12 protein-coding genes and 2 pseudogenes are annotated in these 13,229 nt (G+C 69.9%); 11 read left to right on the forward strand and 3 right to left on the reverse strand.

The window, feature by feature from the left end; translation table 11 throughout:
* Positions 1 to 42: 42 nt before the first annotated feature.
* Together C2R22_RS02795 and ncsA are read left to right on the forward strand one after the other, a co-directional pair.
* Positions 43 to 1,536, forward strand: a complete 1,494-nt coding sequence (locus tag C2R22_RS02795; protein ID WP_103424347.1) for a hypothetical protein — start codon at positions 43 to 45, stop codon at positions 1,534 to 1,536.
* 64 nt (positions 1,537 to 1,600) lie between these two features.
* A pseudogene (gene ncsA / locus C2R22_RS02800) lies at positions 1,601 to 2,568 on the forward strand (tRNA 2-thiolation protein NcsA).
* Between the two features lie 302 nt (positions 2,569 to 2,870).
* On the opposite strand, the gene ftsZ reads toward ncsA, so the two are convergent.
* The 3 genes from ftsZ to C2R22_RS02815 all read right to left on the reverse strand — a co-directional run bounded on the left by ftsZ (position 2,871) and on the right by C2R22_RS02815 (position 5,036).
* The gene (ftsZ, locus tag C2R22_RS02805; protein WP_103424349.1) at positions 2,871 to 4,064 is read right to left on the reverse strand and encodes a cell division protein FtsZ; all 1,194 of its coding nucleotides are present in this window, start codon (positions 4,062 to 4,064) and stop codon (positions 2,871 to 2,873) included.
* A 2-nt stretch (positions 4,065 to 4,066) separates the two neighbouring features.
* On the reverse strand, positions 4,067 to 4,246 hold the full coding sequence (locus C2R22_RS02810) for a ribbon-helix-helix domain-containing protein (protein WP_103424350.1): 180 nt from the start codon (positions 4,244 to 4,246) through the stop codon (positions 4,067 to 4,069).
* A 226-nt stretch (positions 4,247 to 4,472) separates the two neighbouring features.
* Entirely contained in the window at positions 4,473 to 5,036 is a 564-nt protein-coding gene (locus C2R22_RS02815) for a double zinc ribbon domain-containing protein (RefSeq protein WP_103424352.1), read from the reverse strand.
* Positions 5,037 to 5,162: 126 nt separating this feature from the next.
* On the opposite strand from C2R22_RS02815, the gene C2R22_RS02820 reads away from it, so the two are divergent.
* From C2R22_RS02820 to C2R22_RS02860, 9 genes and pseudogenes are all read left to right on the forward strand, one after another.
* The gene (locus tag C2R22_RS02820; RefSeq protein WP_103424354.1) at positions 5,163 to 6,146 is read left to right on the forward strand and encodes an aldo/keto reductase; all 984 of its coding nucleotides are present in this window, start codon (positions 5,163 to 5,165) and stop codon (positions 6,144 to 6,146) included.
* A 37-nt stretch (positions 6,147 to 6,183) separates the two neighbouring features.
* Positions 6,184 to 6,813: an HAD family hydrolase gene (locus C2R22_RS02825; protein ID WP_103424356.1), complete on the forward strand. Its 630-nt coding sequence runs from the start codon at positions 6,184 to 6,186 to the stop codon at positions 6,811 to 6,813.
* Between the two features lies 1 nt (position 6,814).
* On the forward strand, positions 6,815 to 7,711 hold the full coding sequence (gene cbiB / locus C2R22_RS02830; protein ID WP_103424358.1) for an adenosylcobinamide-phosphate synthase CbiB: 897 nt from the start codon (positions 6,815 to 6,817) through the stop codon (positions 7,709 to 7,711).
* Positions 7,702 to 8,460: pseudogene (cobS, locus tag C2R22_RS02835) on the forward strand (adenosylcobinamide-GDP ribazoletransferase). Before cbiB ends, cobS begins: the two are co-directional and overlap by 10 nt.
* Positions 8,445 to 8,999, forward strand: coding sequence for an NTP transferase domain-containing protein (locus C2R22_RS02840; protein ID WP_321169892.1), 555 nt, complete (start codon positions 8,445 to 8,447; stop codon positions 8,997 to 8,999). The pseudogene cobS and the gene C2R22_RS02840 overlap by 16 nt, the downstream one beginning before the upstream one ends.
* 40 nt (positions 9,000 to 9,039) lie before the next feature.
* Complete coding sequence (locus tag C2R22_RS02845; protein ID WP_103424360.1) at positions 9,040 to 10,089, forward strand: nicotinate-nucleotide--dimethylbenzimidazole phosphoribosyltransferase; 1,050 nt, start codon at positions 9,040 to 9,042, stop codon at positions 10,087 to 10,089.
* A complete protein-coding gene (gene cobD / locus C2R22_RS02850; RefSeq protein ID WP_103427543.1) occupies positions 10,079 to 11,083 on the forward strand; it encodes a threonine-phosphate decarboxylase CobD in 1,005 nt (334 codons plus the stop codon). Before C2R22_RS02845 ends, cobD begins: the two co-directional genes overlap by 11 nt.
* Before the next feature lie 22 nt (positions 11,084 to 11,105).
* Positions 11,106 to 11,819: an adenosylcobinamide amidohydrolase gene (locus tag C2R22_RS02855; RefSeq protein WP_103427544.1), complete on the forward strand. Its 714-nt coding sequence runs from the start codon at positions 11,106 to 11,108 to the stop codon at positions 11,817 to 11,819.
* 16 nt (positions 11,820 to 11,835) lie between these two features.
* Positions 11,836 to 13,158, forward strand: a complete 1,323-nt coding sequence (locus C2R22_RS02860) for a cobyrinic acid a,c-diamide synthase (protein ID WP_103424362.1) — start codon at positions 11,836 to 11,838, stop codon at positions 13,156 to 13,158.
* The last annotated feature ends 71 nt before the right edge of the window (positions 13,159 to 13,229 follow it).

Below are 13,229 nucleotides of genomic sequence, written 5' to 3' on the forward strand. Positions count from 1 at the left end.
GAGAGGAAAACAGTTGACACCCCGTGGTTCGTAGCGTCTCCCGTGCGAGACCCCTCCTCGGAGACGTTCGCGCGCACGCTCGCAGGGCTCTCTCCATCGGCGCTGGCCGCGTTCGTCGCGGACCTCTGGGCCGCCCGGGGCTACGAGACGCGCGTCGAAACCGCCGACTCGGGCACGCGTATCGTCTGCACGTGTGAGGACAGGGCGACGACGGTACTGCTCCCGGAGCGACGGTCCGTTTTCGCGCCACTGGGGCGCGCCGTCCGTACACGACTGCGTCCCGGTGGTCATACCCGTGAGGGCGGTGGTGGCGGACCAACGACCGCTGGGGAAACTATCGACACGGACGCCGCCGACGCGAACGCGGTCGACATCGTCGTCTCACCCGTCCCCGACGCGAGAGCGGAGGCGCTCGCGGCCGCTTTCGATGCCCGCGTCTACGACGCCCGCTCGCTCTCCGACCTCGCGCTCTACGGCCTCGACCGCGCCGAGGCGGACGCCGTCTTCCGTCGACATCTGGGGGACGGTATCGAGGCTATCGAGCCGGAACCGACTCCCGACGAGCCAGCACGACCTCCCGACGCGCCAGCAACGTCGTGGACGCGGCTCCGGGGCGACGACGGGAATGGACACTACGCGCTGGTCGTCGCCGTGGTGGGACTGGTGCTCGTCGCCGCGCTCCTCGTCACCGGAGGCATCGGATTCGTCGGCGTCGGCGACGGGTCCGCGGCCGAGTCGGTCGGCGATAGGGACCGACCGAGCACCGCTTCCGACACCGGAGAAGCCGAGGGGTTCGGGGACGTCGATCCGTTCGGGACCGGTCCACCGGACGGGAGTGCGAACGACCGCGACGACGCGACCGACTCCACGCTCGCTCCCGGCCTCACGGCGGAGGGCGTGACGAGTCCGGACGTCCTCGCCGAGGCACACGCCCGCAGGGTCGACGGCCGGTCGTACGTCTGGCGCGTGACCTACACGGAGCGGTCGGACGAGGAAGTCGCACGCGTCCGGACCGTCCACCGCATCCGGAGCGCGACCGTCTTCCGCGTCGACGTCGAGACGACGGGCGTCGCCGTCACCGACCCGGGTTACTTCGCTCCTCGACCGGCGTACGCCGACGGCGACCGGCGGTACGTCCGCTACGACCGGGCCCGTCGTCGGTCGATGGAGGCGCGCGACCACTACGCTGGCCACGCCGAGGCGGCCCTCTCCCGCCTGCTCCACGCCAACGAGAGTTCGGTGCGCGCACACAGCGACACGCGCGGGACCGTCCGCTACCAGGTGTCGCTGTCGGGGTCGCCCGACCCGGCCAAAACGGGGTACCGAGCGACGGCGGTCGTCGCCCCCGACGGCGTCGTCCACGTCGTCGACGCCCGGTGGGTCGAGCGGGGGTCGAACGTCACCGTCTCGGTCCGAGCGACGTACGACTTCGTCGACGACCCGAACGTCAGCCGTCCGGACTGGGTGCCGCCCGCTAGTGAGACCCCGCCCGAGAACGCGACCCGTTCGCCGACTCCCGTTTCCGGTGCCGCGTGAGGCCGACCGACCCCAGTGGCGGCAGACGAAACCGTCATGAGCGCCGCCGGGCAAGGCGGGAGTGATGGAGTGCGACAAGTGCGGTCGCGAGGCGGTCATGCACGCGGCCTACTCGGGGTTACACCTCTGTGAGACCCACTTCTGCGTCTCGGTCGAAAAGCGCGTCCGCCGCCGCATCCGCGAGGACGGTCTGCTCTCGGCGGCGGCGACGCCCGACGACCCCGAGGCGTGGGTCGTCGGCCTTTCGGGCGGGAAGGACAGCGTCGTACTCACCCACATCCTCGCGGAGACGTTCGGGAAGGACCCCCGGGTCGAACTCGTCGCGCTCTCGATTCACGAGGGTATCGAGGGGTACCGCGACGCCTCCCTCGACGCGAGCGAGGAACTCACCGAAGAGTTGGGCATCAGACACGAAGTCGTCACCTACGAGGAGGAGTTCGGCCTCCGGATGGACCGGGTCGTCGAGGACGACCCCGAGGGGATGGCCCCGTGTGCGTACTGCGGCGTCTTCCGGCGGGACGTCCTCGAACGGCACGCCGACGAGTTGGGTGCGGACAAACTCCTCACCGGCCACAACCTCGACGACGAGGCCCAGACCGCGCTGATGAACTTCTTCTCCGGGGACGTGAAACAGATGGCCAAACACTTCGACGCCTCGCTAGGGCCGTTCCCGCGCGCGCCGAGAGCGACCGATTCGTCCCGCGCGCGAAACCCCTCCGGGACGTCCCGGAGAAGGAAGTCGCGCTCTACGCACACCTCATGGACCTCCCGGCGCACATCACTGAGTGTCCGCACGCGAGCGAGGCCTACCGGGGCGAGATTCAGAAACTCCTCCTGGGGATGGAGGAGTCCCACCCGGGGACGCGTCACTCCATCCTCTCCGGGTACGAGGAACTCGCCGAACTCGCCGCACAGCGGTACCGCGACGAGGAGGGCCAGAGCGACTTCGGCGAGTGCGACCGCTGTGGCGCGCCGACCGCACGCGAGATCTGCCGGAAGTGCTACCTCGTCGAGGCGGTCAACGAAGCCTGAAGGGACTCGCCCGCCGCGACGCTCGGTTCGTTTTACACCGAATTCTGTCACACGCGCGACGCACGATGTGGCAACGTTTTCCTCGAAACTTCGAGTGAGTCGTAAACAGTAGCGAGGAGCCGTCTCTCTCCGAGAATCTGTGTCCGAGTCGTACGATGCTCGCCCGGCAGAATACTATATAGTCTATATACTCAAGGAACGCGTCATACGCTATTTGCTCTATAGTCTACTGCTTTGGGAACAAAAATATGTATTTCAGTGTATGAGACGGCTGAAACAGCTGGTTCCGACGCGGGCCGTCGTCAGCGGATGACGTCGAGCCCGTTGTTCTTCTCGAGCTCGTCGCGGCCGCCGTCGGACTGCCAGCCGGCCTGCGCGTTCTGCCGGGCGTCGAACTGCTGGCCGTTCGAGTTCGACCCTCCGGCGGACTGCGCTTCGATGCTCTGGCGCGAGCGGTCGGCCTGTTTCTGCGTCGTCGGGCCGAGCACCTGCGCGGACTGGACGCCGGTCATGATGGCCATGACCCGGACCTTGCCCTTGTACTCGTCCTGGATGCGCGCGCCCCAGATGACGTTGGCGCTCGCCTCCAGCCGTTCGGTGATGTTGTTCGCGATACCCTCGGCCTCCTTCAGCGTGAGGTCGGGGCCACCGGTGATGTGGACCAGACCACCGGATGCACCGCGGTAGTCGACATCGAGGAGGGGATGGTTCATCGCGTCGTTCACCACCTCCTGGGTCTTGTTCTTGTCCTGCGTCTCGCCGACGAGCATCACCGCGACGCCGCCCTGGTTCATGATGGTGGACATGTCCGCGTAGTCCAGGTTGATGAGCGAGGGCTGGGTGATGGTCTCGGAGATGCCCTTGACCGTCTCGGCGATGATCTGGTCCATCACCGAGAACGCCTTGCCGATGGGTAGGTTCGGGACGTAATCGAGCAGGCGGTTGTTGTCGAGGACGATGATGGAGTCCGCCTCGTTGCGGAGTTTCTCCAGGCCTTCCTCGGCCTTCACGGTCCGGGCGCGCTCGACGTTGAACGGCGTCGACACCATGCCCACGACGATGGCGCCCTGTTCCTTGGCGATTTTCGAGACGACGGGTGCGGCACCGGTCCCGGTACCGCCGCCCATCCCGGCCGTCACGAACACGAGGTCCGCGTTGCCGAGTACCTCCTTGATGGTGCCCTGCGCCATCTCGGTGGCGCGCTCACCCATCGAGGGGTCGCCGCCGGCACCCAGTCCCTGCGTGAGCGACTTGCCCACGAGGATCTTGGTGTCGGCCTCGATCATCTTCAGGTGCTGCTTGTCGGTGTTGATGGCGACCGTCTCGGCGCCGTCGACGCCGATGTTGTACAGGCGGTTGATGGTGTTGTTACCGGCACCACCGCAGCCGACGATGACGATTCGCGGGTCGCCGAACGTGTCGTCGCCGGTCGATTCGGCCTGCGCTTTCCGCTCGGCCTCGTCGCGCTGCATCGCTTCCTGGACGATGTCCTGCATCGTTACACTCTCGCCCAGCTGCGCTTACCCGACGTCGACTCGCGGGTCTCGCTCTGTTCGTTGATCATTTCGCGAACGGCGGCCCGGATCGCCTCGCTCCGGTTCGGGAACTCGCCCGTCTCGACCATTCGCTCGACTTTCTCGATCTGCTCCTTCGGGATCCGTAGTGTCACACGCTCCATGGTTTTGCATTCCCCCGGTAAGACGCATCGGACGTGGTGTCCGTGTCACCGTCTTACACCGTTGAACCGACCGAAGGCGACACACCGTGCCCCCTTCCGTCTCGGCTGTAAGACGGCCGTCTTACGCGCTCGTATGGACTGGCCGCTATATTATAAATCTACCGGCGACCGTAAGACAATATGTCCGAACGAACTCCAAACGGGCTCAAACGGACGAATTCGACGTTTACGTTCTGTCGAGAACGTCCGCTGCGGGCGTTCGTCGGCCACAACCGGGGCAGAACGCCCAGTCCGAGCGGAGTTCCTCGCCGCACTCGCCACACGCGGGTTGGGTGATCAGCTCTCCGCAGTTCGGGCAGTAAACGTGGTCAGAGTCGACGTTTTCGCCACATTGCCCGCACGACGTTTCCGACGTTTGCATCTCGTCTCCCGCGTATGCGCCGGCTGTCTTACGCGGTTCCGTTTCCTGTGTGTCGTCGGACGCTTCCGTCTCCCGGTGCTCCGCCGCGCCCTCGACCGTGATGTTGACGTTGACGTCCTGGGGGGCTGTACCGGCGGTTCTCCCGCGTAAACGCTCTGTGAGACGTTCGTCGATCAGCGCGTCGACCCGCGCGGCGAGCGCGTCGTCGATGCTGTCACCCTCCGACGACGACGTCGACGCGTCCGTCTCACGTCCCGCACCGTCGAGATACGCGCGGAGCGCATCGCGCATGACCTCGCTCTTCGAGGAGTCGAACTCCTCGAGGCGTCGGACGAGGTCGTCGTCAGCGCGGAACGTGATTTTGCTCATCGACTGTTCGATACGCGCCGAGGTACTTGAACGTTTACACGGTGTCGGACAACTGTCTGTCGTCCCCAACCGGCATGGCCTGCCTGCGGAAACGCACTTACAGGGGGCGCTCCGCTACTCACGCGCATGCAAACGCGCCAACTCGGGTCGTACGAGGTACGAGAGGTCGGACTCGGGACGTGGAACATCGGAGCCGACTGGGGCGAGGTGTCCGACGAGGAGGGCCGCGAGGCTGTCCGCGAAGCACTCGACGCCGGCATCACCTTCCTCGACACGGCCGACGTCTACGGCGACGGCCGGAGCGAGAAACACATCGCGCACGTCCTCGACGAACGCGACGCGTCGGACGACGTCGTCGTCGCGACCAAGGCGGGCCGTCGACTCGACCCCCACGTCTCGGAGAAGTACGACTACGACCACCTCTCCTCGTTCGTCGACCGCTCCCGCGAGAACCTCGAGACGGAGAGCCTCGACCTCGTCCAGTTGCACTGTCCCCCCACCGACGCGTACTACCAGCCCGAGACGTTCGACGCGCTCGCGCGACTGAAGGAGGAAGGGAAGATAGACGCGTACGGCGTCAGCGTCGAGCGCTGCGAGGAGGCGCTGAAGGCCATCGAATACCCCGGCGTCGAGACGGTCCAGATCATCTTCAACCCGTTCCGCCAGCGCCCCGCGGGCCTGTTCTTCCGCGAGGCCGCTCGGCGGAACGTCGGCGTCATCGTCCGCGTCCCGCTCGCGTCCGGACTGCTCACCGGTGCGCTCTCCCGCGACTCGACCTTCCCCGAGGACGACCACCGCAACTACAACCGCGAGGGCGACGCGTTCGACGTCGGCGAGACCTTTTCGGGAGTTCCCTTCGAGACCGGCCTCGACGCGGTCGAGGAACTCGAACGCGCCGTCCCCGCCGACCTGACGCTCGCGCAGTTCACCCTCCGGTGGATTCTCGACCACGACGCCGTGAGCGCGGTTATCCCGGGATCGACGAGCCCCGAACACATCCGCGAGAACGTCGCCGCCAGCGAGGCCGACTCGCTGACCCAAGAACAGCACGGTATCGTCGCCGACGTCTACGACGAGTACATCCGAGAACACGTCCACCACCGCTGGTAAGGGAAGAGTTCAAGTCCGCGTTGTCCGCACGTCCAGCGTGGCAGTCTCGTTCGACCTCTTCGGCACGCTCGTCGACGTCGACGTCCCTCCGGACCCGGCGGCCGTCGTCGCCGACGAACTCCGCGCGCGCGACGTCGCCGTCCCCGACGACTTCGCCGCCGCGTACGGCCAGTCACACGTCGACGCCCCCGAGGGTGCCGAGGTCCCCCTGCCGGCACACGTCAGCGCCGCCCTCCGCTCTCGCGGCGTGTCCGTCCCTCAGAACGCCGCCCGCCGGGCGGTCGTCGCCGCGTTCGACCCCACGGTTCGGACGCGCGAGGGGGCGGTCGCCGCCGTCGAGGCCGCGCGCGACCGCGGCCCCGTCGGCGTCCTCTCGAACTGCAGCGTCCCCGAACTCGTCGGCCGCACTTTCGTCCGCTCCGAGTTCGACTACCGCGCGTTCGACAGCGTCGTCACCAGCGTCGGCTGTGGCTGGCGCAAGCCCGCCCCGCAGGCGTTCGAAGTCGTCGCCGACGGACTCGGCGTCGACCCCTCTGAACTCGTTCACGTCGGTGACTCACCCGCGACCGACGGCGGAATCGAGGCCCTCGGCGGCACGTTCGTCGACGTGGCCGACGTGCCCCTGGCCGAGTTCCCCGCGTGGCTCGATGCCCGCGAGGAGGCGTAGGATGCCCGCGACCGCGACGGCCGCCGTCGGACTCGCGGCGCTCCTCGACCGACTGGTCGCCGAACCACCCTCGCGGATACACCCGGTCGCGCTGTTCGGTCGCGCCGTCGCGCCCCTGGACCGGGACTGGTCGCGTCCGTCGCTCGCCGGCGTCGTCGTCGCCGTCGTGCTCCCCCTCCTCGTCGGTGGCGTCGTCTTCGGACTCGTCTCGGCGCTCTCGTCGGTTCCGCTCCTCGCCGCGCTCCTCTCGGGACTGGTGCTCTTCTCGACCACCAGCCTCCGGATGCTCCTCGTGGAGGCGCGGGAAGTCGTCGCGCTCTCGGAGGCGGACCTCCCGGCCGCTCGCCGACGCCTCCGGTCGCTCGCCGGGCGCGAGGCGGATTCTCTCTCCGCGTCCGAGGTCCGAAGCGCCGCCGTCGAGAGCCTCGCGGAGAACCTCGCCGACGGCTTCGTCGCGCCCCTGCTCGCGTTCGCCCTCGTCGCCCCCGTCTCGCTCGCCGGCGGCGCGGCCGCCGCGACGTGGGTCAAGGCGGTCAACACCCTGGACTCGATGTTCGGGTACCCCCACAAGCCACACGGGGCCGCCAGCGCCCGCCTCGACGACCTGACGATGTGGCTCCCTGCCCGCCTCACCGCCGTGTTCCTCGCGCTCGCCGCGCTCGACGCTCGTGCGCTCGCGCGTGCGCGAGAACAGTCCGACCACCCGCCATCGCCGAACTCGGGGTGGCCGATGGCGACGCTCGCGGCCCTTCTCTCCCTTCGACTGGAGAAACCCGGCGTCTACGTCCTCGACTTCGGCTCCGCTCCCACACCTGCCGACGCCGAGCGAGCGCGGGCGCTCGTCGCCCGCACCGGCTGGCTGTTCGTCCTCGCCGTGGGGGTGGTCGTGTGGTTCTGAGGGCGCTGCAGGGCGCGCTCGCCTTCCTCACCCGACTCCCCGTCGGCGGCGACGACCGCTCGTGGGAGGCCTTCCGACGAACGCCCGTCGCGTTCGTCCTCGCGGGCTACGTCGTCGGCGGCTTCGCCGCCCTTCCCCTCGCGCTGCCCCTGCCCGTCTCGACGGCGGCGGCGCTCTATCTGGGGACGCTCTACCTTCTCACGGGCGTCACCCACGTCGACGGCCTCGCCGACACGGCCGACGCGAGCGTCGTCCACGACGACTCGACCGACCGCGAGCGCCGTCTCGCGGTGTTGAAGGATTCGGAGACTGGCGTCGGTGGCACCCTCGCCGTCGCGCTCGTCCTCGCGACGCTCGCACTCGGCGCGCTCGGCATGGCCGGGTCGGGCCCGCGCGCCGCCCTCTCCATCGCTATCGCCGCCGAAGTCGGCGCGAAGGTCGGGATGGCTATGCTCGTCTGTCTCGGCGACGCGGCCCACGAGGGACTCGGCTCCGCGCTCACCGAACACGCGGACCCGACGGCGCTGGCTCCCGTGTTCGTCGCCGCCCTCCCCGTCCTGGCGTTCGCCGCGCCCCTGGGGACGCCCGCAGTCGTCGCGGCGCTCCTCGGCGGGCCGGTCGTCGCGCTGCTCACGCTCCGCTGGGCGCGGGTCGCACTCGGGGCGTCAGCGGCGACGTCTTCGGAGCGACGAACGAACTCGGCCGCGTCGTCGGCGTCCACGGGGGTGGTCGCGTGGGCGCTCCTCTGACTGCCGACCTGCCGGCGCTCGTTCTCTGTGGCGGTCGGGGCACGCGACTCGATAGTTCGAACGAGAAGCCGCTCGTCACGGTCTGTGGGGAGCCGATGTTCGACCGGGTGGTTCGCGCCCTCCGCGCGAGCCGCGTTTCGACGACACACGCCGTCACTTCTCTACACACGCCCGAGACGCGCGCGCACGCGAGTGACCTCGGCCTCGACGTCGTCCACGCGCCCGGCGAGGGCTACGTCGCCGACCTCCAGCACGCGCTCGACGTCGTCGGTACTCCCGCCCTCACCGTCGTCGCCGACCTCCCGTTCCTCGCTCCCGAACACGTCGACGGGGCACTGTCGGACGCGTCCGACGGGAAGGAGTTCGGGTCGCTCACGGTCTGTGTGCCCGCCGACCTGAAACGACGGCTGGGCGTGAGCGTCGACACCACCTTCGAGTATCAGGGTCGGACGGTCGCCCCGACTGGACTGAACGTCGTGGGCGGTGGGGGGTCGAGACCGAAACCGTGTCGGTGGTCGACGACGAACGCCTCGCCGTGAACGTCAACCGTCCCGCGGACAGAGCGGTGGCCGAGGCACGATGCGACTGACCCTCGTCGCGGGGACGACCCACACGGCCGCCATCGACGGCCTCAGCGCCGCGGGTGCCTCACCCGACCTTCGCTGGCACACGCCGAGCGCCGACGCCGAACTGGTTCGCTATGGCCGACTCGTCCGCTCGCCCGTTCTTCCGCTCAGTCCGACCGGCTGTCCGACGCCCGCGCTGGTGACGCGGGCCGTCGTCGAGTTGCTCGACCTCGACGTCGTCGTCTGCGACGGCGGTCTGGCGAAGCCGACGGGCGCGCCCACCGTCGACTTCGGGGCGAAACCCGGACACGACATCCGCACCCCGGACCCCGTCCGCACCGCACCAGGGGTGTTCGCCGCCGCGAGGGACGTCGGCGCTCGGCTGAGAGAGGACCATCTCGTCGTCGGCGAGACGGTCCCCGGCGGAACGACGACGGCCCTCGCGGTCCTGCGCGCGCTCGGCGAACCGTACCCCGTGTCGTCGTCGCTTCCGGACAACCCCCTCACACGGAAGGAGGAGGTCGTCGAGGCGGCGTTCGACTCCTCCGAAATCTCGCCGGGACAGGCCGCCCACCGCCCCGAACTCGCCGTCCGTTTCGTCGGCGACCCGGTTCTGGCGGTCGTCGCCGGCCTCTGCGTCGGCGCGCTCGAATCGGAGACGCGGGTGACGCTCGCCGGCGGCACACAGTTAATCGCAGCGGCCGCGCTCGTCCGACACGCCGGCTGCCTGGACCGAATGGAACTCGCGACGACGTCGTACCTCGCCGAGAGCGTCGACCTCGGACCGGCCGCCGAGGGCCTCGACCTCGACCTCACGGTCACCGACCCGGGCTTCACGGACGACCGCCTCTCGCAGTACGCGACGGTCGGCAAGGAGGGCGCGGCGATGGGTGGGGCGCTGGCGCTCGCCGACCGCGCGGGCGACCTCGGCGCGGTCGAACCGCGGACGCTCTCGATTCTGGACGCCCTCTCCGCGGCCCAGGACTCGGACGTGCCCCACCGCGAGAACGAACGCGACGATGAGACCGGGTATGACGCAGGGGAGGACGGCCGTGGACCCTGACTCCGTCTCCGCCGTCGGCCGGGCGGTCCACGGCGGGTCGACGCACGACCTGGACTTCAGCGCCAACACCAACCCGGAGCGCCCACCCGGTGTGAGAACGGTGTACGAGTCGGCGTTCGAGTCTTCGACACGCTACCCCGACGAGTCCTATCGGGAGTATCGAACGGCGGCCGCCGACTACGTGGGCTGTCGGGTCGAGGAGGTGGTGCCGACGGCGGGCGGGACCGAGGCCATCCGGCTGGCGCTCGCGACGCACGTCTCGCCGGGCGACTCGGTGCTCGTGCCGACGCCGAGTTTCGGCGAGTACGCCCGCGAGGTCCGACTCCAGGGCGCGACGCCCGAGTTCGTCCCCCACGACCAGATGGTCGACTCCTCCCCCGACGGCTACGCGGCGGCCGTCGTCTGCACGCCGAACAACCCGACGGGCGAGGTGGCCGACCCCGAGGCGCTCGCCGCGTTCGCTGCCCGGTGTCGGGAGGAAGGGACGCTCCTCGTCGTCGACGAGGCGTTCCTCGACTTCACCGACGCGGACTCGCTCGCCGGCAGGGAGGGCACGGTCGTCTGCCGCTCGCTCACCAAACTGTTCGGTCTCCCCGGACTCCGAATGGGATTCGCGTGTGCGACGGGCGACTCCTACGACAGGATCGAAACCGCCCGCCCCGCGTGGAACCTCTCGACGCCCGCCGCCGCGGTGGGAGCGCACTGCCTCCGCCAGGGCGCCTTCGTCGAGCGCACCCGCGAGCGGGTCGCGCGCGAGCGCGAGCGGATGCGCGAGATACTCGCCGAGTCGGGGTACGAGGTCTTCGAGTCCGACGCGCCGTTCCTCCTCCTCGACGTCGGTTCGCGGTCGGTCGAGGCGGTCGTCGAAGCGATGGCCGATGAGGGCATCGCCGTCCGCGACTGCCGGAGCTTCGGGCTGGAGAACCACGTCCGCGTCGCGGTCAAGCGACGAGAGGAGAACGACCGACTGCTGGAGGCGCTCGCGCGTGTCTGACCTCGGGGCGAACACGGATGGGGTGTTCGAGCCGACGGTCCGGGCGGGCGTCTGTCAGCTTTTTCGACGGGGGACGCGGTGGCTCTCGACCGGGTGGGACGGCGGCGGTTCTCACGGCGACGCCGCGTACAACGTCACGGTTCCCGAGGGCTGGCCCGAGACCGACCTCGCGGCGTACGTCGCCTCGCGGCGCGAGGATGCGGACTTCGACGCCCCGGGTCCGACGCTCCTGACGGGCGTCTCACAGGAGCACGCCCGCCGCGCGCGCCTGGGAAGCGTCGAGGCCGTCGCCACCGCGGGCGTCTCGAACCCGGCGGCGTTGCCGGTCGAGTCCCTCGACGGCGACGAGCACACCACCGACCGCACGGATGCGACCGACGATTCCAGACCGCCCGGCACGGTCAACGTCGTCGTCGGCACCACCCACGCCCTCGCCCCGGGAGCGCTTCCGAACCTCCTCACGGTCGCCGCGGAGGCGAAGGCCGCGACGCTCCTCTCGGTCGCCGACGTCCCCGGGACGACCACCGACGCCGTCGTGGCCGCGTGCGACCCCGACGGGTCCCTCGCGTCCTTCTCGGGCAGCGCGACGCCTGTCGGCCGCGCCGCGCGGGCGTGCGTCCGCGACGCCGTCCTGGCGAGTCTCGCCTCGCGCTACGCCGAGCGTTCGGTTCCGACCGTCGCGGACGCGCCGTACGGCGTCGTCACCGACGTCCGAGCGACGGTGACGCGGCTATGAGTGGGGGTGGTGCGCGGTGAAGGGCGTCGTCGTGGCAGGGACCGCTTCGGGCGTCGGCAAGACCGTCGCGACGCTCGCGCTCTGCCGCGCGCTCCAGCGTCTCGGACACGAGGTCCAGCCAGCGAAGGCCGGCCCGGACTTCATCGACCCGAGTCACCACTCGGTCGTCTGTGGTCGCCCGTCACGAACGCTCGACCCGTGGCTCCAGGGAAGGGATGGAATGCGCCGGAACTACGCCCGCGGCGAGGGCGACGTCTGCGTCGTCGAGGGGATGATGGGACTGTACGACGGCGACACGTCGACCGCCGCGGTCGCCGCCGGACTCGATCTCCCCGTCCTCTTGGTGGTCGACGCCTCCGCTGGCATGGAGAGCGTCGCGGCCACGGCGCTCGGGTTTCGGGCGTACGCCCGCGAGTCACCGCACGACGTCGACGTCGTCGGCGTCGTGGCCGCCCGCGCGCACGGGGGGCGACACGAAGCCGGCATCCGCGACGCGCTCCCGGACGGACTCGCGTACCTCGGACGGACGCCGCCGCGCGACGACCTCACGATTCCCGAGCGTCACCTCGGCCTCCACCTGGGCCCGGAGGCACCGCTCCCCGACGAGGCGCTCGGCACCGCCGCCGACTGTCTCGCCGTCGACCGGGTGCTCGACGCGGCGCGCGAACCGTCGTGGCTGTCGAACGAGGCGGCGACTCCGGATGGTCCCGCCGACGTGACCGACCCCACCGACGCGACGGTCGCAGTCGCTCGCGACGACGCCTTCTGCTTCGTCTACCCCGCCACGCTGGAGCGTCTCGGCGAGCGAGCGACCGTCGTCACGTTCTCCCCGGTCGCTGACGACACGCTCCCGCCGTGTGACGGCGTCTATCTCCCCGGCGGCTATCCGGAGCGGTTCGCGGCCGACCTGGACTCGGGCGGGACGCTCGACCAGATTGCGGACGCGGCCGCCGACGGCGTGCCCGTCTGGGGCGAGTGCGGCGGACTGATGGCGCTGTCGGAGACGCTGACCGTCGACGGCATCGGGCATCGGATGGCGGGCGTCCTCCCCGCCCGGGTTCGAATGACCGACGGCCTCGCGGCGCTCGACCACGTCGAACTCGTCGCCGAACGCGAGACGCTCACCGCGCGGCGGGACGAGACGCGCCGCGGTCACGAGTTCCACCACTCGACGGCCGACGTCGCGTCCGACGCGCGGTTCGCCTTCGACGTCGCGCGCGGACGGGGCATCGACGGTCACGACGGCCTCGTCGCGTACGAGACGCTCGGGACGTACGCGCACCTGCACGCCGAGAGCGGTGCGGTCGACCGCTTCCTCGACGCCGTGACGTCGGACTGACGGGGTCCGACACCCTCGAACGGACGAGACCGACCCCGGAATCGAAACGTCCTTTCGGCCCCTGCGCGTCG

Origin of the sequence: Salinigranum rubrum (genome assembly GCF_002906575.1) — an archaeon.
GTDB lineage: Archaea > Halobacteriota > Halobacteria > Halobacteriales > Haloferacaceae > Salinigranum > Salinigranum rubrum.

Excerpts from the sequence above, each read along its gene's own strand:
- ftsZ (WP_103424349.1), bottom strand. The coding sequence starts at position 4,064 with ATGCAGGACATCGTCCAGGAAGCGATGCAGCGCGACGAGGCCGAGCGG.
- C2R22_RS02810 (WP_103424350.1), bottom strand. The coding sequence starts at position 4,246 with ATGGAGCGTGTGACACTACGGATCCCGAAGGAGCAGATCGAGAAAGTC.
- C2R22_RS02815 (WP_103424352.1), bottom strand. The coding sequence starts at position 5,036 with ATGAGCAAAATCACGTTCCGCGCTGACGACGACCTCGTCCGACGCCTC.
- C2R22_RS02820 (WP_103424354.1), top strand. The coding sequence starts at position 5,163 with ATGCAAACGCGCCAACTCGGGTCGTACGAGGTACGAGAGGTCGGACTC.
- cbiB (WP_103424358.1), top strand. The coding sequence starts at position 6,815 with ATGCCCGCGACCGCGACGGCCGCCGTCGGACTCGCGGCGCTCCTCGAC.
- C2R22_RS02845 (WP_103424360.1), top strand. The coding sequence starts at position 9,040 with ATGCGACTGACCCTCGTCGCGGGGACGACCCACACGGCCGCCATCGAC.